The organism is Asaia sp. W19 (assembly GCF_003994335.1).
In the GTDB taxonomy this organism is placed as follows: domain Bacteria; phylum Pseudomonadota; class Alphaproteobacteria; order Acetobacterales; family Acetobacteraceae; genus Asaia.
In genome coordinates this window covers 1-22,195 of the sequence record NZ_PNQZ01000062.1, presented here as the reverse complement: position 1 = coordinate 22,195, position 22,195 = coordinate 1, and the positions used below count along the sequence as shown (strand labels likewise).

The window sequence follows — 22,195 nt, the reverse complement described above, 5'->3', positions numbered from 1 at the left end:
WGCTCCCCGCTTACCAGGGTCACGCAGGCGCGCCTTCCGTATTTTTCTGAAAAAGACCCGGCCGCCAGAGCGCCCAGGATTGCGCCAGCCAGGATGGCAGAGGCCACCATTTCCTGCATGGTGCTGCTCAGATGAAAGTCATCCGAGATCAATAGCAGCGCGCCGGAAATGATGCCCGTATCATAGCCGTAAAGACCGCCGCATATGGCGGCCACGACGGCGGCGAGTATCAGGATATATTTCGCATAGGGGGACACCTCGATGGGATGATCCTCATGAGGGGTCGCACCATGGCCCTGTGGCTCTGCATTATTTATCATGACGATATAACTGAAGACCCACGAATTGGTTTAAGCTCGCAGGGCAAAAAGCAAAAAGGAGCGCCTTATGGCCAAACCGACGAAGCCCAGGCAGGACGTACCCACGATCAACCTGCGTGAACTGATCATCATGCATATCGTGCTGGCCGTTTTCGTGGTGGTCATCATGCTGATAGACTGGCGCATCGCCTGATCGCGCGCCAGACGAAGCGCTCGGCGTTTCTCAGTTGCGGCTCAGCGGTTCTTCGGCGCGAGCAGACGGACCAGAATGTAGCTCACGGCAGCCCCGGCGCTGATGCAGAAAGACGCTGGCGCCCCCGTATACCAGGCGATAATCAGCCCGCCCCATGACAGGATAAGCGCGAGGGCTGCCGAGCAGAACAGCCCAGGCCAGGGAGAAAGACCGAGCCTCAGGGCGCAGGCAGCTGGCCCGACCAGCAGACTGAACACCAGCAGGATCCCGATCGTCTGCGAGCAGATGGCCGTGGCGAGAGCAACGAGCGCCATGAAACCACAGGCGACCAGCTTCAGCCGAACCCCTTTCGCCGCAGCCAGATCCGGGTCGAGACTGGCGAAAAGAAGCGGCCTGCCCAGTACCCATAGCCCGATCAGACACACGCCCCCCAACAGAAACAGCAGATCAAGGGTCGCCCGGTCTACACCCAGAACATTGCCGAAAAGCAGGGCGGTGGTGCTGCTGACCGGGACATTCTGGATCTTGAGGAAGAGCAGCCCGAGCCCAAGGCTGGCGGCAAGCACCACACCGATCACGCTATCGCGCTGGCTGGCTGCGACCGCAGTGCTGCGCTGATCACCCTGTGGCTCCCACCCCAGTACCAGCGCAGCGGCGAGAGCCGAGAGAACCATCCCCCAGAACGGCGTGAGTCCGATCAGCACGGCCCCGGTCGCACCCGCATAGCCGATATGAGAGAGTGCATGACCGGCAAAACTCTGACCGCGGAGTACCAGGAACCAGCCGACGAGACCGCTCAGAACCGAGACTACGCCTGTCGCCAAGAAGGCGTTCTGCATGAACTCATAATGCAGCATCGCGCAGCTCCAGCTTCTGGCCATCGATCAGGAGCACGTGGTCGGCATAGGACAGAGCGGCCTCAATACCGTGACACGACATGAGCACGGCCATGCCCGTCTCACGGCAGCGCGCGCGCAGCATCGCCAGTATTGCGGCCTGCCACTGCGTATCCATGCCGCTCAACGGCTCATCCAGCACGAGAAGGGAAGGCGCATCCAGAAGGGCACCCGCCAGAAACACACGTTGTCTTTCACCGCCGGAGAGCTGGCTCAGGGGCTGATCGACCAGTTTCTCACTTCCGGTCATGGCGAGGCACGCCTGGAGGGCCGACCTCAGATTCTGCCCCCAGCCGGGAAGCCCGAAACGCGTGCCTTGCCATGACGCCGCCAGAAAGGCGCGCCCTGTCATTTGCGGGGCCGGAAGACGACGATCCTGGGGCATATAGCCTGTCCGGCGCCGCGCCCGGCGGGGCGTCTGGCCGAATATCTCGATCGCTCCGCCCTGCAAGGGATGCAGCCCCATCAAGGCGCGCAGGAGTGTGGTCTTGCCCTGACCATTGGCCCCGGCGAGCAGGGTCAAGGTGCCTTGCCCGAGCGTCAGATCTGCCTGGTCGATCAGAACACGACGCCCATGCGTCAGCGTGAGGGTTTTCAGAGCCAGAGCCGGTATCATGTCAGCCACGGACACCCAGAGCTGCAACGAGCCGGTCGAGCCTTGACGTCATCCAGTCCTGCCAGAGCACGGACGGCGCAGGAAATTCGTCAAAAGCCACCACCGCAATGCCCGCATGTCTGGCCAGGGTCTGGAGCCGATCGAGCGTGGGGCCGCCCATGGCCGGGTTGATCACGAGGGCCTTGATCGTCCTGCGCTGAAGCGCCTCTTCCAGACGGGCAACGTCCCGGGGTGCGGGATCGACATGATTCATCATGGCGAGTGCAAAATCAGGATCCACGACATCGAGCCCGAGTGCGTCGAAAACCGGGCCGCCTACCGGCTCGAGCACGGCGATCCGCAGGCCTTTCGTGACGGGACGCAGCGCCGCCATCCGGGCCGAGAACCGGGCTGTCATCGCGGCATACCGAGCCTGACGCGCGGCAATGGCCGATGCCTCACTCGGCAGGGAGAGCGCAAGTTCAGCCCCCAGAGCCTGGATCACGCGCGCTATGGCGGCCGGGTCATCGAAGAGATGAGGGTTTGCGCCCTGTGGCAGCCCGGACAGCGCGGCGGCAGAGATCACGCGGCGGGATGGGCTCGGCTGCGCCGAAAGCAGCGGGTTGATCCAGTCATCATAATGCCCGCCTGTCAGCACGACGATACTGGACTCCGCGAGTTCACGCGCCATATCGGGAGAGACCTGAAAGTCGTGCGGGTCGATACGCGGCGAGGTCAGCACACTTGCGGTATGAACCGACGGACCACCCAGCCCCGAGGCCAGATCGCACCAGAGCGCCTCGGCGCAGAAAACCCTTACCGGCGCGGCCTTCGCGGAGCCAAGCAGGGTCAGAAAGCAGATCAGGATCGGCAGGAACTGGCGCAAAAAAGTCGCCTTTAGTTATATTATAACGACTGAGATACGCGATATAGAGGCGGAACTCTGGTCAGGACAAGCCGGAAAAGGAATTTCTCCATGCTCACTTCGACGGCGACGGCAGTTCAGGACCCGTTCTCACCCGATACGCTGGCGCTTCTGGATCGTGCCGCCGCTTTCTGTGCAGCACGTACGAGCCGTCTGACTGAAACGCGCCGTCTGGTTCTCGGCCTGATCCTCCAGAGCAACAAGCCTGTCGGCGCCTACGACATTCTCGACCATCTGCGTCAGTATCAGCGTAATGCGGCCCCGCCGACTGTGTATCGGGCCATCGATTTCCTGCTTTCACAGGGGCTCATCCATCGCATCGAGCGCATGAGCGCCTTCATCGGCTGCGCGCATCGTCTGGACTGCCATCATGGCCATGGCTGCGGCCATCGCGCGCAATTCCTGATCTGCAGCGGCTGCGGGACGGTAAGCGAGGTGGAGGACAGCGAGATCACCCATGCCATCGCTCATGCCGCCCGCAAGATCGGCTTCAAGCCGCATCAATCCACGGTCGAGATCGAAGGGCTCTGTGCCGCCTGTCAGCAGGGCTGAGCCGGGCGATCTGTGTCTCGCGCCAAGGCCCCGATGGATAAACTCCCGCTTGAAGGTGGTGCGGCACACACCCGACCTGACCGGCCGCTACGCCAGTCGCGCGCACGACAAGGGACGTCGAAAAGCCCTCGGCCCGTTTCCCACTCCGAGCCTTCTGATCCCGATCGCCCGGAGGCCGATCTCTTCACCTATGTTCCTCCCGAGCGCCGCACCCATCTGAACCCTGAGGAGGCGCCGCTTCTGGTCGTGTCAAACCGCGCCTTCACGGAAGCCGACACGCCCGATGCGTGGCTCTATCTGCTGGTGAACCGTGATGAAGGGGAGGAGCTTATGCGGGAAGGATTGAGACTGGACGCCCGTGCGCCGCTCCTCATGACCGAACGATCGGGCGTTTTCGCCCTTCTCGCCGCACAGGCGGAGGACATGGCGGAGGACATGGCGGATGATGCGCACGAAACGCCCGGTCTGTTGCTCAGAGCCCGCAAATCCGATCTCACCCCCTGGATCGAGGCCGACCCCGATATGAGTGCGCGGCTCGGCGTGGCCTGCTATCTCCTTTCCCGTCAGACGCCATCCGGTTGAGACAGGGCATTTCGAGCCCATGTTCCCGTCGGACTCCGCTTTTCTCACGAGTGCGCCTCTCCCTGCGCATTCAACAATACCTCTCACCAATGAAGGACCCAGTCATGGATGATGTCGCCCTCGCCGAAGTCACACGCGGCGGACGTGTCGAGTCCCTGCATCATGGACGTATTGCCGTCATGGACGATACGGGGCGCGTGGTGCGCGCGCTCGGCGCGATAGACAAGCCCATTTTCCCCCGCTCCACGGTCAAGGCGCTTCTGGCTCTGCCCCTGGTGGAGACGGGCGCCGCCGATCGCCTTGGCCTCACCGATGCCGAGCTTGCCCTCGCCTGTGCGTCGCACGGTGGGGAGATACGCCATGCCGAGACGGCTGCCTCCATGCTGGTCAAGGCGGGGCAGGGACTGACCTGTCTGGAATGCGGCGCACACTGGCCGACCTATGACGCGGCGGCTCATGCCCTGGCCGCGGCTGGCGCGCAGCCCACCGCCCTGCATAATAACTGCTCGGGCAAGCATGCCGGTCTGATCTGCCTCTCCATCGACCAGTCTCTCGACCCCGCAGGCTATATCGACCCGGCCCACGAGGCGCAGCGTCAGGTGACCGAAGCGCTTGTCATGGCAACGTCAGTCCCACATAATGAGACCAATCGTGGCCTCGATGGTTGTTCGATGCCCACCTACGCCATCCCGCTTGCGGCTCTGGCAACAGGATTTGCCCGTTTCGGGACCGGCAGAAATTTTTCTCCCGGCCATGCGTCGGCAGCCGCCCGGCTGCGTTCAGCAGTCGCGTCCGACCCCTTCATGGTGGCAGGGAGCGGACGTTTCGATACGACATTGATGGCGCATTTCGGTAACCGGATCTTCTGCAAGATGGGTGCAGAAGGCGTGATGGTCGCGTCCTTGCCCGAACTCGGGCTTGGCGTGGCGATCAAGACCGATGACGGCGCAAACCGTGCAGCAGAAGTGGCCCTGGCCGCGCTTCTGCTCGATCTGGGTGCGTCGCTCTGGAATGACACAGACCGAGAGGTTCTGGCCGGATTGTCGCATCAGGTGATGAAAAACTGGAATGGACGTGAAGTCGGCACGCTTCGTGCCGCCGGAAAAGGATAACAAGAACCCATGGCGATAGACACAGATGCCGGAAATTCAGAAAGCGGCCTGGCATCCGTTTTCGATGCGACAAAATTCAAGATTCTGGTCATCGGCGTTCTGGCCGCCCTCGCGGGGCTGATGTCCGGTCTGGATATTGGCGTTGTCGCAGGGGCGCTCGATTTCTTCGCCAAGCAATTCAATGCCTCGACCTTTGCCCAGGAATGGGTGGTCAGTTCCATGATGGCAGGGGCCGCTGTCGGCGCCCTTGCTGCGGGCTGGATGTCTCATGCGCTCGGCCGCAAGCGCTCGCTCATTGCAGGTGCGTCGATCTTCGTCATCGGCTCTATCGGCTGTGCGCTGAGCTGGTCCATTCCCTCCATGATCGGATTTCGCGTGGTCATGGGACTGGCCGTGGGCATCTCGGCCTTTACCGCCCCGCTCTATCTGTCCGAAATCGCCAGTGAAGCCACACGCGGCGCCATGGTTTCGACCTATCAGCTCATGGTGACGGTCGGCATCTTCCTCGCCTTTCTGTCCAACACCTATTTCTCCTATAGCGGCAACTGGCGCTGGATGTTCGGCGTGGCCGCCATTCCCGCCGGTCTCTTTCTGATCGGCGTGCTCTTCCTGCCCTACAGCCCGCGCTGGCTGATCATGCAGGGTCGCCACAAGGAAGCCCGCGAAGTGCTGCTTTCGCTGCGCGAAGACCCGCTCGAAGCCGCGAAGGAAATCAAGGCTATTCGCGAGCAGCTCGAGATCAAGCAGCACGGTTTCGAACTGCTCAGGACGAACTCGAATTTCCGCCGCTCCATTGCGCTTGGCATCATGCTCCAGGCCATGCAGCAGCTCGCGGGCATCAATATCATCATGTATTACGCGCCGAAAATCCTGTCGCGCGCCGGGTTCGACTCTACCTCCCAGATGTGGTGCACCGCCATTATCGGCCTCGTGAACATGCTCGCCACCTTCATCGCGGTCGGGCTCGTCGATAAATGGGGCCGCAAGCCCATCCTGTATATCGGCTTCTCGGTCATGGCACTCGGCATGGGTGCGCTCGCCATCCTGCTCAACACCGACATGTCGGACGAGACGTCGAAATTCATTGCCATCTTCCTGTTGCTGCTGTTCTGCACGGGCTTTGCCATGTCTGCCGGTCCGCTCATGTGGGTGCTTTGCTCCGAGATCCAGCCGATGCAGGGCCGCAATCTCGGTATTTCGCTCTCCACCCTTACCAACTGGATCACCAACATGGTCGTGGGTGCGAGCTTCCTGACGCTCATGAACACGTTTGGCACTTCCGGCACCTTCTGGCTCTTTGCCGGACTGAACGCCTTCTTCATCGTCCTCACCTTCGCCTTCGTGCCTGAAACGAAGGGTATGTCGCTGGAAGTGATCGAAAAGCGCCTGATGAGTGGCGAGAAGCTGCGCAAGCTTGGACGCTGAATCTTGAGCCCGGGGGGCACTGACAGTGCTCCCCGGTCATTCTGATGCCTCGCCATCCCACACCGAGCCGCTGTGCCGGGGTGCCGCATCCAGCCGCTCTATAGAGCTCCCTGTCCCGGACGCCCCACGGTCAGGGTGATGCCGCCCCCCATGCAGCGTTCTCGAGCCGCCCTACCCGGCGCGCCTCCCATAGGCGCGTGGCGAATGTCCTGTTGCCCGCTTGAACGCCGCACCAAAAGCGCTCTCCGAGTCATAGCCAACCATCAGAGCGACCTCGCCAAGGGTTAGGGATGAATTCCTGAGGCGGTCCGCCGCAAGCAGCATGCGCCAGCGGGTCAGATAGGCAATGGGCGTATCGCCCGTGATACGCCTGAAATGCGCGGCAAAGCTCGGCCGGGACATGCCCGCCACGCCAGCGAGATCGCGCAAGGTCCAGCGTCGCGCAACGTCTGCGTGCATGGCACCAAGCGCACGGCTCATCGCCGGGACCGACAACGCAGCCAGCCACCCTTGCTGTGCAACGCCTTCCTCCAGATGGGCCCGCAGGGCTTCCACCAGCAGCGCCTGGGCCAGATGCCCGGCAAGAAGTGCGCCTCCTGGGCGCGGGGCACCGAGTTCGCGCATCAGCCGCCGAATACCGTCGCGAAGCGTGGCCTTGGTGGCATCAGTACGGATATGCAAAAGGGGCGGAACAGCGGCGAGCAGGCTATCGAGCGCCGCCCCCTCAAACCCGAAGAACCCTCCAATACCCCGGCACTCATCGCCGCCGTTGAGTGTTGCCAGCGCGCCCGGAGGCACGCTGGTGAGGAGGGGTATTGCATCGACAGGATCAACCGATGCTGAAGAAAACAGAAAGACTTCCCGCCTTGCGGCCATCAGCACGAGATCACCGGCTTGCAGATGTAAAGGCGTCGCTTCTTCCGCAAAGCGGAACCAGCAGCTTCCTGTCTCGATCGCAAAACAGCGTAACCCCTCCGCGGCCGGAAAGGACAGTGCCCACGCCCCCCCGGCAGCAAGACCACGAAAGCCGTAGCCGCCCGGGCGCATCAGCGTGAGAATATCGGAGAGAGGATCCATGAGAATGAGACGTTCGCGATGAAAATTCCGACCATCGAGCATGGAGGGTCCCTGATGATTACGCCTAGATAACATTCAGAGCTATCGCAAAGGACTCACGCCATGGTCGAACATGCAGCCTTGTGGCTACCCGCAAAACGTAGCCGACTGGTTGTCGGACCTGCACCGTCCGTTGCGCCGGGGCCAGGCGAGATCGTCATCCGTGCGCGCGCAGTCGCAGTCAATCCGTTCGATCGCTACATCCAGACAATGGGCGATGTGATAACCGCCTATCTGAGTTACCCTACGGTACTCGGCACAGATGTTGCCGGCGAGGTGATCGCCATCGGCGCGGGTGTGACCCGTTTCGCCCCGGGGGATCGCGTAGTCGGCCAGGCGGCAGGACTGGAAAAAAGCCGCAATAAGGCTGCCGAAGGGGCCTTTCAGGAACGGGTCGTGCTGCTTGCGCATATGAGCGCACGCATACCGGACTTTCTTACTTATGAAGAGGCGGCCGTCCTCCCTCTGGGCCTGTCTACCGCGGCCTGCGGCCTATTCCAGAAGGATTTTCTCGCTCTCGCTGCACCGCAGATCAATCCGATCCCAACCGGAGAAACCGTGCTTGTCTGGGGTGGTTCGACCAGCGTAGGCAGCAACGCGATCCAGCTTGCCCGCGCCTCAGGCTACGAGGTTATCACCACATGCAGCCCACATAATTTCGACTATGTCCGTGCGTTGGGCGCGAACGCGGCATTTGACTATAACAGCCCGAATGTGAAGCGGGCGATCATCGAGGTGATGCGCGGACGGAAGATGGCCGGTGCCATCGCGATCGGCAAAGGATCGGCGTCGGCCTGCATGGATATCCTCGCCCAGGGTACAGGTCGCCGCTTCGTGGCTCAGGCCACGCCCCCAACCTCGTTTGACAACGTACCCGCAGGCAAGGGCCGATGGCGCAAACTGGTACCGGCCGTCGCCAGGATGCTCGTGGGCAACCTGGCCCTGTTTTTACGCTCCTACCACCGGGGAACAGCCACCAAGATGATCTGGGCCGGTTCCCTCATCAGCAATGACGTTGGACCGATGATCTATGAGACCTTCCTGCCGGAGGCACTTGCACGTGGGGCCTACAAGGCCATGCCACCTGCGCAAAGTGCAGGCCACGGTCTGACCCATATCCCTGAGGCCTTGGAGCAACAGCGCCGCGGTGTCTCTGCGCGCAAGCTCGTGGTGACCTTGTGAAAAAGCTTCCAGATATCGCTCAAACGAAGAGGCGGTTCATCAGCATGAAGACAGGAAACCCGGATCGAGCAGCGCGTAGGATGAGGGCAACCGGCTGATGACAGGCCCGACTGGTCGGGAAGATATGACCCGGAATGGCCAATGCTGAAATCGTTGGTTCTGGTCGGATTGCCGCCCTCCGGGAGGGGGCCGGGGCAAGCCCCGGCCAGGATTATCTCTTCCCTCCCCTGCAATCATGAAGATTCAGAGAAACCCTGCGTCAAAGTCTTTCCGAAATCACAACGCTGACCGAGATTGGGAAAGTCCTGCTGCAAAGGCTTCCTGATCGATGCTTCACTTCGCTCCCTCCTCAACGGGATCGCTGATCATGCTCGCGATCTGCTTCCTGCTCGTCTGTGTGTTCGAATTTGCCAATGGCTTTCATGACACGGCCAACGCGGTAGCAACGGTAATCTACACCAACGCGCTCAAGCCGCGTGTGGCTGTCATCTGGTCCGGGCTCATGAACCTGCTGGGCGTGCTACTGGGCGGCATTGCCGTAGCGTATGCGCTGGTGGAGCTGCTGCCGCCGGATGTGCTGACACCGCCCAATGGCAATCCGGCGGTGCCGATGCTGGTGGCGCTTTTCGGAACGGCCCTGGCCTGGAATCTCTGCACCTGGTGGTTCGGCATTCCGAACTCGTCGTCGCATTGCACGATCGGGGCGCTTATCGGCATCGCGATCGGCGATTCATTCCTTCATGCGCGCGATCTGGGCCATAGTGTGGATTGGGGACAGATCTGGAAGGTGCTGCGGGCCCTCGCCTTCTCCCCTCTGCTCGGGTTCTTTCTGGCGGGTCTGCTCTATCTGATCATCCGCTTCGCCGTGCGGATGCCCGCCTTGTTCACCCCCCCCAAGCCCGATGAGGCACCGAATCCAATCGTGAGGGCGTTGCTGATCCTGACCTGCACATCGGTCAGTTTTTCTCATGGCAGCAATGACGGGCAAAAGAGCATCGGACTGATCATGCTCACGATCATCGGGCTGATGCCCGCAAGCTACGCGATGAACCCGGATCATCCGACAAATCGCACGGCCCTGGCGCAGATTGCGCAGCAAGCGCGGCCGCTGATTGCGCAATATGACCGCTACAGCTTCAAACCCGATGCCCTGGCCTCAATCGATCGGCTCGCCACGCCCGCCAGCCCGGCAACCCCGGCGCAGATACGCGGTGATGTTTACGAGATCCTGTCCGGGCTGCGCGATGTCGGGGCCAATCCGGCTTCATCGGCGCAGGACAAGAAAACGAGCGGCACTCTGGCGAAGGCGCTGCGTCCAACCGTGGAATATGCCCCCTACTGGGTGCGCGTGCTGAGTGCGCTGTGTCTTGGTATCGGGACCATGGTCGGGTATCGGCGCATCGTGAAAACGCTGGGAGAGGGCATTGGCAAACAGCATCTGACCCCGGCGCAAGGTGCGGCGTCAGAACTTGTCGGCGCCGGGCTGATCGCTTCCGCTGGCTATACCGGCCTGCCTGTCTCGACCACGCATATCATCACCTCGGGCGTAGCAGGCACAATGGTGGCGGCGGGGTCAGGCATCAATATGCGCATGCTGACCAAAATTGCCCTTGCCTGGCTCCTGACCCTGCCCGTGACGATCACGGTTGCGGCCTGCGCCTTCTATGTTTTGAACTGATCAGGGCAGAGGCTCCCCTGAAACCGGAATAACGGCCACAGGGTCAATGCGGTGATATGAGAGTCAGTTCCTCCCACTCCGCAGGGGCGGGTCGATCGCACAGCACTCGGCCATCGGGCGTGGGGCACACAAAAAATCCGTTCTCGTGGCTGAACAGGAAAATCTTTCCCTGGCCATGAGTGCGATAGCGATAAAACAGGGTAGTACCCTGAGTATTGTCCCGCTCCATGGTCAGACAATCTCCGGTCGGGGCTGATATGGCGGCCCACCCCCGCCCATCGAGGCGCACGACCAATCTGAGCGCCCGCTCACCGTCTCCGGAGCCATGCTGGACGATACCCGTCTGCCGGTCGATCATCAGCCAAGTCTGATGATAGGTCTGCAGCAGAAAGCACGCGCCCTCTATTTTCTCCGGAGGGGCTGAGACGGGTTGCCTGGCCCAGATACGTCCCTCGATGGCATCGAGCAAATGCCGAACGACGCGGCGCGGCTCCTCCAGCCTGTAGAGGGCGGGCTGTCCGGGAATGAACCGATCGACCAGGATGCCTGGTGTCGTCAGATAACGGATGCGCGCGCGATTGACCCTGTCCATGAGAGCATGATTTGAAGAGATGAGCCCATCACAGGTCAGGGCGACGCCAACCGGCCGCGCGCAGAAGATGCTTGTATGAAAGGCAGATCCGACAAACCCGATCGTCGGGCGATGCGCTGAGAACAATCCAATCTGCTGTCTGATACTGAGCTTCTCAGGTTCGATGATCGCGATTCCTTCCTGCCGAAGCAGGGGGAGCATCGCCTCCTCGCCGCGTATCATACGCATCTGGCTGTTGAACGCCGCACGCGATAGATAGAGCGGCCTGCTTTCCGCAATCCCGATACCGTTTTCCTCTCCCAGGTCGTTGCAGAAACGAGCAAAGGCCTGATGGGCGAAATGGTTTTCCTCCAAGGAGGTACCGGCAACGACCAACATACGCAGCCGTGTCGGACGTTCGAACACGACGAAATCGCTCTGCCCGAGCCCGAGAAGGGCGAAAAATCCGGCGATCCATGCCTGACTGAAAAGCGTATCGAGCGTCTTTTCCGCATGAACGAGGATCTTCATACCCGCATAGCGTTCCCGATAACACCAGTAACGCGGCAGCGTCTCCGTGAGAAAATGCCCGAAATGATCGTTGATATTGCCGCCGTAGAAATAGCAGCCCTCCGGTGCACGCGGGTGGGAGGATGATGGGCTTACACAGCAACTCGCTGACTGGCCCAGAGGCTGCGTCGGCCACCCACGACGCGGCCCTGCCTCCTGCACCAAGCGGCCATAGATATCATAGAGGCCAAAATTCCGATCGTAATGTCCGGGTATTCGCGGAACGTAGAGTCCATCTTCCAGAATTCGAATGGCAGGATCGGCGAGGAATGTCTTCAGTCCCTCGTCGCAACATATCGATTCTTCGAACATGGGCCCTATCATACATGCGAATATAGATTTCTGACGCAATAAGCGAATTTATAGATGAAAGGGATCAGATAGGAGAGGGTTAACATCAGACAAAAGGATCTCAGTTCTTTTGGCACGTCCAAACGTATGTGTCCCGACCGGACGATCATGCGCCTGTTTCCTGACCCAGGAAAAAAATTTTTCGCCTTTGTAGAAAAATTTTCACCAACTCGTGAGCTTTGGAGGCGTTCGGCAAGGCGCAAATTCGATTCAAAGGGGGGATGGCTCGATGATTGCTCCGTTCTGGTCCCGCGGGAAACGCAAGCTCTGCTCGGGCTGCCGCAATGGCGACGGGTTCGACATTCCCATCACCATGGCGTTCCAGCCGATCGTCGATCTGTCAACGCGACGCATCTTTGCCTATGAGGCTCTCGTACGCGGCGTGGACGGGGCGGGGGCGCAGCAGGTGCTTTCCCGTGTGAACCCGGAGAATCGCTACGCTTTCGATCAGAAGTGCCGCGTCACAGCCATCACCCTTGCCGCAGAGCTTGGTATTGCCGAACAGGGTGCCCTGCTCTCGATCAACTTCCTGCCCAATGCCGTTTACGAGCCCAGCGCCTGCATCGGAACGACGCTGGAAGCCGCCGGGCGCGTCAATTTTCCGACGGAGAACATCCTCTTCGAATTCTGCGAGAACGAGGCTCTGGATACCGAACATCTGCTCCATATCCTGAAGACGTATGATAGCCTGGGCTTCAAGACCGCGATTGATGATTTCGGCGCAGGCTATGCCGGGCTCAATGTCCTGTCACGCTTTCAGCCCGATTACGTGAAGCTGGACATGGAACTCTCACGGGCGATCGATACCACACCGGTGAAGCAAGTGATGATGCGCCATACTGTGGCCATGCTTGAGGGTCTGGGGGTAAAGCCCATCTGCGAGGGGGTCGAGACCGCTGGTGAGGCCGGTATCCTGTCGGACCTGGGCATCTCGCTGCAGCAGGGCTACGTCTATGCCAAGCCGGCCCTGGCCGAACTACCCATGATTCATTGAGACAAAATGGTGCCGGGTGAGGGATTTGAACCCCCGACCTTCGGTTTACAAAACCAGTGGGATTCTCCTCTAACTATTTGATTAACGTTGGTTTTACTGGCTTTAACCGAAGTCCACATCCGGCTTTCTATCCGGGTATCACGTTACAAACAGGAAGATATGGGCCCGCACTTGAGGGAGACACTCGCACAGAGCGTCTCCTTCGAGCCAATTACTCGATGAACCCTACCTCAAATTTTGACTTCCCAGCGAGCGACTGCAGGTTGGCATCCTCGGGATAAGATTTCAGGAGCGGCAAGAAAACAGAGCCTCCTATGATGCTCCTACCGTCAGCGTCCTTGGGACGTAGCCCCCAGACATCCTGATACGTCATCGGAACCAGCTTTCCGTTAAAGACCTTGTTGCCGATATACATCATGATGTGACCGGGAATATGGATGAGAGTCGTGAACGGCTTGCCGTTTTTCACGAGATAATCGATCCGCGCGTCGACATCCGACTTCGCCAGGTCGATCTTCCGGGACGTTGCATCGATCTGTGCCAATGAATTCCGGGGCATGAATATGCCGAAGGGGAGAAGCAGACTACGAAGCTCTGCAGAGCAATCGTTATAGAAGTTATAGTTCCCCCAACCATATGGGCGGTTGACCAGAGACTGCATCAGCTTGGCCAAGTTACGCCGATTCATCGGGATAGGCATGGAGGAGAACGTCTGATCGGTATCCTCATACCACTCTATCTGTGCTTCGCCGCTCATGTTGCTCACGGGTATTGCCACCAAGACTCCCGACGAATTGGCGTTCATGAATGGCAGCACCGTTCCGATGCGCGCGGTAAAACGGAATGCGTGCTTCTTATAGATCGATACTGGCTGAGACGTGAACGCGCCTAGATGCGCGTCTGCCATCTTGAGCCAGGTGTTGACGAAGGCGGCGGAAGCGTCGGCAATATCCTCGTAGTGCACCCAACCGGTTACCTCCGGCGAGATGACATATCTCCATCGATGATCCTGGCTCACGGCCAGCGTGTAGATCGGCGTCCCAGGTCGAATCGAGGACATCTGGAAGTTATCGAACGGATATCCTTCGCCAGCCTTACGAGGATCGTTGTAGGCAGGATCGTCAGTGGGAAGAACTCTGACTAGGCTTTCCCGCGTGACGATGCCGCGGTTAGCAGCGTCGTACGTGCTGCCGATTCTCACTTCCGCGTTGTCGCGCAATGCGCTCTTCCACGCTTCGTCGTGAGTGCGGAAATTCTGACCCCACGTGTTCTTCGTGGTGCCAAGATAAGCGTCGATGCCCCAGTCCCGCGTATTTTCGACACTCGAGGAAAGGATTTTTCTGATATAAAATGGGTTCCAGGGCGATGAGCCTTCGAGATCCATCCCATAATAATGAGCCTTTAGCGCCGCAAAATACCGCTCCTGCGTTGCCATATCGACGATAGGCGCGTCCTTATCGACATCCGTCAGAACCCACTTGTCCACCGATTGGGGATAGTTCTCCATCGGAAAAGTCGATTTCGTGGGATCAATATAATAGGGGTCTGGTTGTGAAGCCTCTCGAGCCATCCGGCTCGGACCATTCTGACAGGATGAAAGATAGAGTGGAGCAATCAGACAAAAGAATCTCAACAATTTAAACGTTAATATTCTCGTCACGATATAACCCCATGAAACTATCATCTATAATACAGTCTGAATATATAAACGGATCTAATGATTACGCAATTCCATAAAACCCACTCGAATTCAGAATACGTTATTCGATTTGACCGAAGATCTATTCCTTACTCCGGCAGGACGCGGGATTTTTATCCAAAACTCCTCCCGGAAATCTAGCGAAAAGATGAGTTCATGCTGTCAGGCGGATGCCATCGCACCAGATGACCCTCTCGCTCCACCCGACCTCCTTTTTTAAGCCACCGGCTCGTCAGAGCCGAAAAACTCGTGATGAACACGCGCGCGCTCTATGCCTAACTGGGTCAGCCCGATGATGAGATCGCGCTGGAAACTGCGTGGTCCGCAAACGAAGACGTGGGCATTATGTTCAACATGATCAAATACCCATTTTGGAGATATCCGGCCCGCATGACACGTCATGGAGAGGGTTCCGTTCGAACCTAAGCTGCCGAAAAGATCGATCGCCGGGGCCGTAGGCATGGTTGCCAGTTCCGACAACTCCGCCTGAAAGGGCATTTTGCTCACATCATGATCGCCGTGGACGAGACGCAATGGGCGGTCTTGCCGGTTGGCGCGAGCCGCGAGCAGCATGCTCATGAAGGGCGTAATGCCTATGCCTGCGCTAACCAGAACGGCAGGAGACGCACCGAGCTCGACCAGAGTGAAATCGCCGGAAGGCGGGGTAACGTTCAGGATGTCTCCAACATTCAGCTGGTCATGAAACCACCGCGACACGAGCCCCTTCGGATCGCGCTTGACCGAGATCCGGTAGCCCATCTCGTTAGGCGCGCTGGAAATGCTGTAGCTACGTCGCGTGTTGAGACCGTCCCGATCGAGGCGAAAGGTCAGAAACTGACCCGGCTCGTGGCGCAGAACCGGCTTCTTATCGATTGGAACAAGCCAGAAGGAGGTGACGGTTTCGCTTTCCCGAATGCGCTTCTCAACACGGAATTCCCGCCACTCGCGCCAGCCACCCGGGACAGCTGACCGTTCCTCATAGACGCTGGCTTCACGGGCGATGAGCACATCAGCAAGAAAGCGATAGGCATCGCCCCACGCATGCATGATTTCCGGTGTCGCTGCGTTTCCCAGAACGGTCTTGATCGCCCCGAGAAGGGCCTTACCAACAACCGGGTATTGCTCGGGTTTGACGATAACCGCGACATGCCGCTCAACGATGAGATTGAGGGCTGATTCAAGCTTCTCGGGATGATCGATATGACGTGCATAGGCCAGAACCGCGGCAGCAAGGGCATGGGGCTGGCGCCCATTGGCCTGATCGGTCTGATTGAACATGGCCGCTATGGCAGGATCGCGCATGAGAGAAGCGTACATCGTCGTGGTGATCGCCAGGCCATGCGCCTCGAGCGCGGGGATCGTCGCTTTGACGATTTCGACGGTGCCGGATTCGAGTGGTTGGGTCATCTTGCGACTCCTATAAGATGTATATCTTTCACATCTTTTAGGCTTGATGTACGAAAGATGCAAATCTGCTACATCTTTTCGTATGCGTTTGACCCTTCATACAGATTACGCCTTGCGCGTGCTGCTCTACCTTGGCCTCAATCAGGACCGACGCGTGTCGATCCACGAGATTGCTGAACGCTACGGCATCTCGGAAAATCATCTGGTCAAGATCGTGCATCGCCTTGGCCAGGGTGGTTTTGTCACCACTATGCGCGGACGGGGCGGAGGGCTCGTGCTTGCCCGCCCGCCTGCCGAAATAGGCTTGGGCGATCTTGTGCGCTTTACCGAAGAGGACATGGCGCTGGTGGCCTGTTTCCAGACGGGTCAAAGCTGCTTGCTGACGGGGGCGTGTCGCCTTCAGACCTTGCTAGGCGACGCGCTCGGCGCGTTCATGGCTGTTCTGGACGCACAGACTCTGGCGGATTTGCTCAAACCGCCTGAATGGTCCGCCCTGACAGCGCGACTAGGGGTAGATCCCGTAAGCTGAGAAGATCACAGGCAACCCCTTCCCTTTCACGCCACGCTATGCAGCCGCTCAGGCATCAGCTTTTCCAGTCTGGCGAGGCCCTTGGCAGTAATACGCACCTGCTCTGTCACCTTTTCCGAGCCGTCGGGACGGGTAACGGTGGTGATCTTGTGGTCCAGATCGCCATTGGACGTGTGGGCCTGATAGCCCAGCCAGTGATCGGCGCCGGGGCGGCGGTAGATCCAGCCATTATGCGCCAGCCAGTCGAACAGGGCCTTGGGGCGCATATGGAGGTTCTTGGCGGCAGCGGTGATGCACAGACTACCCTCGGCATTCACCAGCCGATCGTACACCTCCGCTTTAGGCAATGTTTCCACCAGGGCGGCTTTCTGCCGGGCTACCGTGGCCTGCAACACGGCCAGAGCTCGGGCGGCAAGGGCCTCGGGCGTTTCCTCCGGTGCAGCCGTCATGTAGCCGCCGGTCTTGCGTATGGCGGGCAGGACTTCCTCGAACACCCAGCGCTCGAAGCGTTCGGCCTCGGGGCGCTTGCTACGCACGATCAGCCGCAACACATCGGGCTCTGACAGAACACGGACATCCTGTGTCCGTCCGAGTGCGTCGACGATGGGGTGGTGTTTTGCCACCCCACGGCAATGTTGCTTCATCGCGTTGGTTGGATCGGCATAGCCCAGCCGCTCGGCCACATCCCTGCCGACAAAGAACGGCTCGCCGCCGATCGTCACCACGCGGATTTCTCTGCCCTCGAAGCTGAGGGGGATAAGCATCTCATTCATACGGCATTCCTTTGTGCAAAGAAGGTGGCGTCTTGGATGAAACTGAAGAGGAGACGGATTTCCGGGCTGCGCTCGTCCACCTCGAACGCATGGAAATAGGAGGGGAGATACAGCTGGATGAGGCATGCTTTGGCCTCAAGCCCCGCGGGCGTGACGGCTCGGATCTCGGCCAGATTATCTAGGTGACTGTCGAACTCGTCCAAGAGAGCGAGGTATTCCTCATCAGTAGACTTGTGCGTTCGGTCATTCATGACCCGATGCGTTTCGATAGCGCGAGCGATATGCCCCAGAAGCGTGGCATCGGCCTCGCCTAGTGCCTGCGCGGCTGGAATGAATGCGGCGATTGAGCCGACAAGTGGCATAGCAGCAAGTTGAGAGAGAACGGCACGTCGAGACGTGCTAGAAGAGGCATCAGCCTGTGGCATGGGGTGTGATCCCTGCTGGAGGTTAGTTCGGGCCTGAGGCTGCAATCCTCAGGTCCGAACACTCAACTTACACACCTTACTCAACTGCGCAACATATCTTACACACTTTGCGCATATGAAGTTTTACGCTATCGCTCGAATATGAATGATGAGAAGCAAGATCAGCGCATCCAGCTTGTCGCCTCGAAGAGTTTTATATCTTCGGTGGACGAATGGCGGCGTCTGCAGCCTGATCTTCCATCAAGATCGGAAGCCATACGTCGGCTGACCATATTGGGACTTGAAACAAATCATGCGTCCCCTCCCGCGAACTGAACGCAGCGAAGCCTAAGAACCTCTTCGGCTGTCATCTGCATTCGCGGCGTGTCTCCCGTTCATCCCGATGCAGTTCACCAAGCGATAGACAATCAACCATCTCGATCCTGTAGCAGGGCGTGGCCAGAATCGGGCGATTACCGCGCAAAGTGAGACGAGAAACGTCCCAACCATTGTCATATCGGCCGAGATCTCGGCTGGAATGAATGGAAGAATGGACGCGTAAAGGCTTTGCCAATCCAGTGTCATGGCAGTGTGTCCTCATATTCGATTGTAGGAAAGAAGAGAGACGGTCAGTCAGACCGTAAACGGCACACCCGCAGCAGGGCGGCCCTGATAAACAGAAAGCTCGATACGACGACGACGCTGAAGGCCAGGCAACACGATAAGACGGCCATTCACCGTGGCTTTGTCCCAGCATAAAAGCTGTTGTCCCGCCGCCGCGTAGAGCCCCCTGTTCAGAAGCGAGACAAGCGTAGAGCTACGCATGGCGGCACTGCCCACATTGAACTGCCACGACAGGAGCGCCCCCTCCTGCCACGGAGCCAGCGGGACATGCACCGCTTCGAGCAATGTCTTGCGCAGCCCGGCCAGCGTTTTGCCTGCAAGATCGAGCGCCTCGGTTTCTGTAACGGGTTTCGTTACAGCCGTGACGGGCGAGCCAGCACCGAGGAAGCGATTTCCGATTCCGATGGTCCAATACCCGGCCGGGCAGAGATAGGGCGCAAGACGCAGCCCCTCGATATCGTCCCGACGCAGAAGCGCCAGAGCGATTTCCAATGAAGGTGTCATCAATCATGTCTCCAAAACGAAAAAAGCCGCCCGGGTTGGGCGGCTTGGGTCAAGATAATCCTCGGCTGTTGCGGTCAGCCGAACAGATTCAGGTCGATATTAGGGATACCAGAGCGCATTCATTCCACTGGTTCAGGCGCGTGCTGCGCTGGTGCGTTTGCAGCGCCCCCTTGAATTCTCGACCGAGCCGACGCGAAAGGCCCCGTTGGGCTTCTCTCAGGGGCGAAATGCTGCAAACCAACAGGTTGATCCATCCCGACGTATACGGCCTCGATACCGCCACGGGCGTGATAGGTTTCATGCCAAAAACCCGCACCCGCCGTCATCTCTCGTATACGGCGCCACCAGTCGGCATGCGGTTCGCTGCGCGTAAAACGCTCGAGCGCGTCCATATCGCGCCAGTATTGACGAAAGCCGATATGCGTCAAACTGAACCTCAGGCCCTCGTCAGCGAGCAGACCATCTGGGCGATCACGAGCAATTTGCGCCAATCCCTGCCCGATCCGTCGCATCGCAAGCAGGCTGCGCCAGCCTCGCATCCGAAAACCGAGCATGATCATCACGAGATCGGGATACGCAGAAAGGTCAACGGATTGGCGGTTGATTGCGGCTTGCATGATGCAGCTCCATGGCGTTTACAATGTAAGCGTATTGAGTTTGGTATACATTGTAAACATGAATGATTCCGTTTCCAGCGATCTGCGGACACGCCTTGTCGCCGCAGCTTTGGCGTCTCTCGAGCGAGGAGAGGCAGTGGGGCTGCGCGCCGTAGCTCGCGAAGCTGGCGTGTCAGCTATGGCGCCCTACCGACATTTTCGAGACAAGGAGGCTCTTCTGGCCGCTGTAGCCCTGCATGGCTTCGAGACGCTTCGCGTAGTATTGCTGGCCGCAGATCAACAGCCGGATGCCCAAAAGGCCCTGCTCGCACAGGGCGAGGCCTATGTCGCTTTCGCCCGGAAACAGCCTCAGCTTTTCCGCCTGATGTTCGCCGGACATGATGGCGGGCCCCCACCTGTCGAAGACAATGCATATGGCGTTATGGTCCGACGGGTCCAGCAGGTCGCACCCGATAACCTGGAGGCCGCGACACTCGCCTGCTGGGCCGCTGTTCACGGCCTCGCCACGTTGGCTCTCGATGGTGGACTATCGCCTGCTGGATCATCCTGCGAACGTGCGGCCATTATGCTGGTGATCAGAGGGTTGTGTAGGGGTGGTGCTACTGAGTGAGGAAGAACAGGAAGCGTAACGACCGACCGCTCCCGCCTTCGTTGCGGACCTAGAGTTACGTTCAAGACGGCTTTTGGTGTAACATGCTATCAGAGGTTTTTACGCGTGCGAAAACTTATGGAGATAAAAAATGGACGAAACCAAGATCAATAAAATCACTGATAGTGGTGAATTTAGCGACTCTGCGTTTTTGGAATATGTTAAAATGAAAAGGAAAGCATGCAGTGGCTTTATGACATTCGCTGAGATGAAGAAAAGATTCCATTGGTATTATAAAGCAATAACCGAAATAAATAATGTTTTTTCATCTATTGATTCTTACCCGGTTATTTTAAGAACCGAAACTGGAAATATTATTTTGGATAAATTTAATTTTTACATTGAAAATCTGACCATAACAATGATTGACATAGATAAATTCAATGAAAAATACCAAAATGCTTCTATCAGTGATATTGTTTCAAATGAAACATCGGAAGGACTAAAATTTATCTTGTCAAAAGAAGAATTGCCGACTGATATTATAGTGAAATCTAGAAGAATCGTATGTTCTCTACGTGTTGATTCTGATCATGATAAGGTTACATTTCCTCGGTCTGGATCTGATAGGTTTGGCGATTACGTTATAAATTCTGATGCGAGGGCTGATAATTTGCAAGAGCTCAAAAATATACTTATGCGGGCCGTTACTGAATTTTCAATCTCAAAGGAGTAGAAGTTTGTGATATCCAAGATTATTATGACAAAAAAATATAAGTAAACATTGCTTGCTAACTTAAATCAGTAATATGCATATTCTTTGCGAGATAGGTCCAAATGTGAGCTGACATTCCGCTGTCCCCCATTTCGGCCTATCGGGCCGCCACCGAATCGGCTCGACGAAGGGCCTCTCGCAGCAATCCATTCTGCTCTCGCAATTCCTCGATCAGCTCGAGATTGACCTTCTCCCTTGCCTCTAGATTATCCACGCGGGCATTCAGCCGGTCGATCTCCTCCTGCTGCGACGCGATGGTGGCCTTTGCGCTCGATGCCCCGAAGCCTATCAGCCAGCGGATGGTGAAAAGCAGTCCGCCGATCACCGCGACCCACCAGGGCTGCGGGGTAAGGTTCTCAGGCATTGCCCATTCTCCCCAGCGCTGCCCGCACATTGAGCAGCGCAAGCGCGCCATAGGCCGCGATCGCGGGCACCAAGGCAGCCGGGGCGATCAGCCCGCAGGCGATAAACGCCCAGGCCGTAAAGGCCGCAATGGCGGCGGCCCTGCGCAGCGGGCGGTAATTGCACACTGCCCCCACGATCTGCGCCCCGCCCGTCAGCCAGGCGAGCAGGGCATAGACCAGCGCCGGATCATCGGCGCGGGGCAGAATGGCGAGCAACGCCCCAAGGCCGGGCCATGTCAGATCCGCCGGAGGCAACGCCAGAAGCAGGCATGCCCATAGGGCCAGCGCTGCGCCGAGGCAGGTTTCCTGCACTCTCATGATGGGTGTCCTCATTCCTGCCAGTCAGACCGAGATCCAGGTGAAGGCCGCATCGGTCATCTTGAGAGTCAGAGGCGTGCTGCCCTGGCTCCCCGTGAGCACCTGCACGCTCGCTCCGATCCGCAGCTTCGTGCCGGGTGTCAGATTCGTGGCCATGAACCGCGCTGTGACGGTCTGGGCGTAAGACCGATCGATCCGCGTGTTCGCCCCTGTCGCGGCCATGGGCTGGGCCGGGCTGTTGCCCTGCGCATCCACCGTCCAGATCCCGATGACCGTGCGCACGGCCAGCCACGAGCCGGAGGCTGTGGCATCCGGTACGACTTGCAGATTGGCCGCGAATTCGGCCCGGAGCGTCGTGCCGCTCGCCGTCACGTCCAGGCTTCCCAGCGTCTGCAGGGCACTGGTCCAGACCGATTCAGGCAGAGTCTTGATCCCCTGCGTAACGGGCGGGGGTACGGCCTCGGCGGGCAGGTCGGAATAGACATAGACC

The 22,195-nt window shown here is 58.7% G+C and carries 26 protein-coding genes; 11 read left to right on the top strand and 15 right to left on the bottom strand.

Going from position 1 to position 22,195, the window contains the following annotated elements; genetic code table 11:
* Positions 1-320: MFS transporter (locus C0V97_RS12570; RefSeq protein ID WP_127102939.1), on the bottom strand; the 320-nt coding region annotated here is incomplete at its 3' end.
* Between the two features lie 67 nt (positions 321-387).
* Between C0V97_RS12570 and C0V97_RS18810 the strand changes: the two genes are divergently transcribed.
* The gene (locus C0V97_RS18810; protein WP_255424183.1) at positions 388-513 is read left to right on the top strand and encodes a hypothetical protein; all 126 of its coding nucleotides are present in this window, start codon (positions 388-390) and stop codon (positions 511-513) included.
* A 41-nt stretch (positions 514-554) separates the two neighbouring features.
* On the opposite strand, the gene C0V97_RS12565 is transcribed toward C0V97_RS18810, so the two are convergent.
* From C0V97_RS12565 to C0V97_RS12555, 3 genes are read right to left on the bottom strand one after another with little or no spacing between them, the layout of a single operon-like run.
* Positions 555-1,370 (bottom strand): metal ABC transporter permease, encoded by an 816-nt coding sequence (locus C0V97_RS12565; RefSeq protein ID WP_127102938.1) that lies wholly within the window; start codon positions 1,368-1,370, stop codon positions 555-557.
* Positions 1,357-2,025 carry a metal ABC transporter ATP-binding protein gene (locus C0V97_RS12560; RefSeq protein WP_233582145.1) on the bottom strand — a complete coding sequence of 223 codons (669 nt, stop codon included), beginning with the start codon at positions 2,023-2,025 and terminating at the stop codon, positions 1,357-1,359. Before C0V97_RS12560 ends, C0V97_RS12565 begins: the two co-directional genes overlap by 14 nt.
* A gap of 1 nt (position 2,026) precedes the next feature.
* Positions 2,027-2,890 (bottom strand): metal ABC transporter solute-binding protein, Zn/Mn family, encoded by an 864-nt coding sequence (locus C0V97_RS12555; RefSeq protein WP_127102936.1) that lies wholly within the window; start codon positions 2,888-2,890, stop codon positions 2,027-2,029.
* A 90-nt stretch (positions 2,891-2,980) separates the two neighbouring features.
* On the opposite strand from C0V97_RS12555, the gene C0V97_RS12550 reads away from it, so the two are divergent.
* From C0V97_RS12550 to C0V97_RS12535, 4 genes are all read left to right on the top strand, one after another.
* Positions 2,981-3,481 carry a Fur family transcriptional regulator gene (locus tag C0V97_RS12550; RefSeq protein ID WP_127102935.1) on the top strand — a complete coding sequence of 167 codons (501 nt, stop codon included), beginning with the start codon at positions 2,981-2,983 and terminating at the stop codon, positions 3,479-3,481.
* 33 nt (positions 3,482-3,514) lie between these two features.
* Positions 3,515-4,063, top strand: coding sequence for a hypothetical protein (locus C0V97_RS12545; protein ID WP_127102934.1), 549 nt, complete (start codon positions 3,515-3,517; stop codon positions 4,061-4,063).
* Positions 4,064-4,167: 104 nt separating this feature from the next.
* On the top strand, positions 4,168-5,175 hold the full coding sequence (locus tag C0V97_RS12540; RefSeq protein WP_127102933.1) for an asparaginase: 1,008 nt from the start codon (positions 4,168-4,170) through the stop codon (positions 5,173-5,175).
* Between the two features lie 9 nt (positions 5,176-5,184).
* Positions 5,185-6,600, top strand: a complete 1,416-nt coding sequence (locus C0V97_RS12535) for a sugar porter family MFS transporter (RefSeq protein ID WP_127102932.1) — start codon at positions 5,185-5,187, stop codon at positions 6,598-6,600.
* Between the two features lie 171 nt (positions 6,601-6,771).
* Here the strand turns inward: C0V97_RS12535 and C0V97_RS12530 are convergent, their stop codons facing one another.
* Positions 6,772-7,719 carry an AraC family transcriptional regulator gene (locus C0V97_RS12530; RefSeq protein WP_199751868.1) on the bottom strand — a complete coding sequence of 316 codons (948 nt, stop codon included), beginning with the start codon at positions 7,717-7,719 and terminating at the stop codon, positions 6,772-6,774.
* Positions 7,720-7,779: 60 nt separating this feature from the next.
* Between C0V97_RS12530 and C0V97_RS12525 the strand changes: the two genes are divergently transcribed.
* Together C0V97_RS12525 and C0V97_RS12520 are read left to right on the top strand one after the other, a co-directional pair.
* Positions 7,780-8,898 (top strand): zinc-binding alcohol dehydrogenase family protein, encoded by a 1,119-nt coding sequence (locus C0V97_RS12525; protein WP_127102931.1) that lies wholly within the window; start codon positions 7,780-7,782, stop codon positions 8,896-8,898.
* A gap of 328 nt (positions 8,899-9,226) precedes the next feature.
* Positions 9,227-10,576 (top strand): inorganic phosphate transporter, encoded by a 1,350-nt coding sequence (locus C0V97_RS12520; RefSeq protein ID WP_127102930.1) that lies wholly within the window; start codon positions 9,227-9,229, stop codon positions 10,574-10,576.
* 43 nt (positions 10,577-10,619) lie between these two features.
* Here C0V97_RS12520 and C0V97_RS12515 read toward each other — a convergent pair whose 3' ends face one another.
* The gene (locus C0V97_RS12515; protein ID WP_158625420.1) at positions 10,620-12,029 is read right to left on the bottom strand and encodes a glycosyltransferase 61 family protein; all 1,410 of its coding nucleotides are present in this window, start codon (positions 12,027-12,029) and stop codon (positions 10,620-10,622) included.
* A gap of 268 nt (positions 12,030-12,297) precedes the next feature.
* Here C0V97_RS12515 and C0V97_RS12510 point away from each other — a divergent pair, with 268 nt between their 5' ends.
* On the top strand, positions 12,298-13,062 hold the full coding sequence (locus tag C0V97_RS12510) for an EAL domain-containing protein (protein ID WP_127102928.1): 765 nt from the start codon (positions 12,298-12,300) through the stop codon (positions 13,060-13,062).
* A 211-nt stretch (positions 13,063-13,273) separates the two neighbouring features.
* Here the strand turns inward: C0V97_RS12510 and C0V97_RS12505 are convergent, their stop codons facing one another.
* Both C0V97_RS12505 and C0V97_RS12500 read right to left on the bottom strand, forming a co-directional pair.
* On the bottom strand, positions 13,274-14,569 hold the full coding sequence (locus C0V97_RS12505) for an SH3 domain-containing protein (protein ID WP_408860496.1): 1,296 nt from the start codon (positions 14,567-14,569) through the stop codon (positions 13,274-13,276).
* Positions 14,570-14,977: 408 nt separating this feature from the next.
* The gene (locus C0V97_RS12500; protein WP_127102926.1) at positions 14,978-16,168 is read right to left on the bottom strand and encodes a globin domain-containing protein; all 1,191 of its coding nucleotides are present in this window, start codon (positions 16,166-16,168) and stop codon (positions 14,978-14,980) included.
* 82 nt (positions 16,169-16,250) lie between these two features.
* On the opposite strand from C0V97_RS12500, the gene C0V97_RS12495 reads away from it, so the two are divergent.
* The gene (locus C0V97_RS12495; RefSeq protein ID WP_127102925.1) at positions 16,251-16,697 is read left to right on the top strand and encodes an Rrf2 family transcriptional regulator; all 447 of its coding nucleotides are present in this window, start codon (positions 16,251-16,253) and stop codon (positions 16,695-16,697) included.
* Positions 16,698-16,723: 26 nt separating this feature from the next.
* Here C0V97_RS12495 and C0V97_RS12490 read toward each other — a convergent pair whose 3' ends face one another.
* From C0V97_RS12490 to C0V97_RS18960, 4 genes are all read right to left on the bottom strand, one after another.
* Positions 16,724-17,470, bottom strand: coding sequence for a phage antirepressor KilAC domain-containing protein (locus C0V97_RS12490; RefSeq protein ID WP_127102924.1), 747 nt, complete (start codon positions 17,468-17,470; stop codon positions 16,724-16,726).
* Complete coding sequence (locus C0V97_RS12485; RefSeq protein WP_127102923.1) at positions 17,467-17,895, bottom strand: hypothetical protein; 429 nt, start codon at positions 17,893-17,895, stop codon at positions 17,467-17,469. The genes C0V97_RS12490 and C0V97_RS12485 overlap by 4 nt, the downstream gene beginning before the upstream one ends.
* 612 nt (positions 17,896-18,507) lie before the next feature.
* Positions 18,508-19,002 (bottom strand): lysozyme, encoded by a 495-nt coding sequence (locus C0V97_RS12480; RefSeq protein WP_127102922.1) that lies wholly within the window; start codon positions 19,000-19,002, stop codon positions 18,508-18,510.
* A gap of 119 nt (positions 19,003-19,121) precedes the next feature.
* On the bottom strand, positions 19,122-19,514 hold the full coding sequence (locus C0V97_RS18960) for a phenylacetaldoxime dehydratase family protein (RefSeq protein ID WP_370265639.1): 393 nt from the start codon (positions 19,512-19,514) through the stop codon (positions 19,122-19,124).
* Positions 19,515-19,677: 163 nt separating this feature from the next.
* Between C0V97_RS18960 and C0V97_RS12470 the strand changes: the two genes are divergently transcribed.
* Positions 19,678-20,229, top strand: a complete 552-nt coding sequence (locus C0V97_RS12470; RefSeq protein WP_127102091.1) for a TetR/AcrR family transcriptional regulator — start codon at positions 19,678-19,680, stop codon at positions 20,227-20,229.
* A gap of 130 nt (positions 20,230-20,359) precedes the next feature.
* Complete coding sequence (locus tag C0V97_RS12465) at positions 20,360-20,944, top strand: hypothetical protein (RefSeq protein ID WP_127102090.1); 585 nt, start codon at positions 20,360-20,362, stop codon at positions 20,942-20,944.
* 136 nt (positions 20,945-21,080) lie between these two features.
* On the opposite strand, the gene C0V97_RS12460 is transcribed toward C0V97_RS12465, so the two are convergent.
* From C0V97_RS12460 to C0V97_RS18400, 3 genes are all read right to left on the bottom strand, one after another.
* Positions 21,081-21,347, bottom strand: coding sequence for a hypothetical protein (locus tag C0V97_RS12460; RefSeq protein WP_127102089.1), 267 nt, complete (start codon positions 21,345-21,347; stop codon positions 21,081-21,083).
* Positions 21,340-21,705 carry a hypothetical protein gene (locus tag C0V97_RS12455; protein WP_127102920.1) on the bottom strand — a complete coding sequence of 122 codons (366 nt, stop codon included), beginning with the start codon at positions 21,703-21,705 and terminating at the stop codon, positions 21,340-21,342. Before C0V97_RS12455 ends, C0V97_RS12460 begins: the two co-directional genes overlap by 8 nt.
* A 24-nt stretch (positions 21,706-21,729) precedes the next feature.
* Positions 21,730-22,195 (bottom strand): hypothetical protein (locus tag C0V97_RS18400; RefSeq protein WP_158625419.1); only part of this gene is annotated, 466 nt, incomplete at its 5' end.

Coding starts and splice junctions, on each gene's coding strand:
- C0V97_RS12535 (WP_127102932.1), top strand. CDS start 5,185: ATGGCGATAGACACAGATGCCGGAAATTCAGAAAGCGGCCTGGCATCC.
- C0V97_RS12510 (WP_127102928.1), top strand. CDS start 12,298: ATGATTGCTCCGTTCTGGTCCCGCGGGAAACGCAAGCTCTGCTCGGGC.
- C0V97_RS12460 (WP_127102089.1), bottom strand. CDS start 21,347: ATGCCTGAGAACCTTACCCCGCAGCCCTGGTGGGTCGCGGTGATCGGC.
- C0V97_RS12515 (WP_158625420.1), bottom strand. CDS start 12,029: ATGTTCGAAGAATCGATATGTTGCGACGAGGGACTGAAGACATTCCTC.
- C0V97_RS12500 (WP_127102926.1), bottom strand. CDS start 16,168: ATGACCCAACCACTCGAATCCGGCACCGTCGAAATCGTCAAAGCGACG.
- C0V97_RS18960 (WP_370265639.1), bottom strand. CDS start 19,514: ATGCGACGGATCGGGCAGGGATTGGCGCAAATTGCTCGTGATCGCCCA.
- C0V97_RS12470 (WP_127102091.1), top strand. CDS start 19,678: ATGAATGATTCCGTTTCCAGCGATCTGCGGACACGCCTTGTCGCCGCA.
- C0V97_RS12525 (WP_127102931.1), top strand. CDS start 7,780: ATGGTCGAACATGCAGCCTTGTGGCTACCCGCAAAACGTAGCCGACTG.
- C0V97_RS12455 (WP_127102920.1), bottom strand. CDS start 21,705: ATGAGAGTGCAGGAAACCTGCCTCGGCGCAGCGCTGGCCCTATGGGCA.
- C0V97_RS12565 (WP_127102938.1), bottom strand. CDS start 1,370: ATGCTGCATTATGAGTTCATGCAGAACGCCTTCTTGGCGACAGGCGTA.
- C0V97_RS12490 (WP_127102924.1), bottom strand. CDS start 17,470: ATGAATGAGATGCTTATCCCCCTCAGCTTCGAGGGCAGAGAAATCCGC.
- C0V97_RS12520 (WP_127102930.1), top strand. CDS start 9,227: ATGCTTCACTTCGCTCCCTCCTCAACGGGATCGCTGATCATGCTCGCG.
- C0V97_RS12495 (WP_127102925.1), top strand. CDS start 16,251: ATGCGTTTGACCCTTCATACAGATTACGCCTTGCGCGTGCTGCTCTAC.
- C0V97_RS12550 (WP_127102935.1), top strand. CDS start 2,981: ATGCTCACTTCGACGGCGACGGCAGTTCAGGACCCGTTCTCACCCGAT.
- C0V97_RS18810 (WP_255424183.1), top strand. CDS start 388: ATGGCCAAACCGACGAAGCCCAGGCAGGACGTACCCACGATCAACCTG.
- C0V97_RS12480 (WP_127102922.1), bottom strand. CDS start 19,002: ATGACACCTTCATTGGAAATCGCTCTGGCGCTTCTGCGTCGGGACGAT.
- C0V97_RS12540 (WP_127102933.1), top strand. CDS start 4,168: ATGGATGATGTCGCCCTCGCCGAAGTCACACGCGGCGGACGTGTCGAG.
- C0V97_RS12545 (WP_127102934.1), top strand. CDS start 3,515: ATGGATAAACTCCCGCTTGAAGGTGGTGCGGCACACACCCGACCTGAC.
- C0V97_RS12560 (WP_233582145.1), bottom strand. CDS start 2,025: ATGATACCGGCTCTGGCTCTGAAAACCCTCACGCTGACGCATGGGCGT.
- C0V97_RS12485 (WP_127102923.1), bottom strand. CDS start 17,895: ATGCCACAGGCTGATGCCTCTTCTAGCACGTCTCGACGTGCCGTTCTC.
- C0V97_RS12465 (WP_127102090.1), top strand. CDS start 20,360: ATGGACGAAACCAAGATCAATAAAATCACTGATAGTGGTGAATTTAGC.
- C0V97_RS12530 (WP_199751868.1), bottom strand. CDS start 7,719: ATGCTCGATGGTCGGAATTTTCATCGCGAACGTCTCATTCTCATGGAT.
- C0V97_RS12505 (WP_408860496.1), bottom strand. CDS start 14,569: ATGGAGAACTATCCCCAATCGGTGGACAAGTGGGTTCTGACGGATGTC.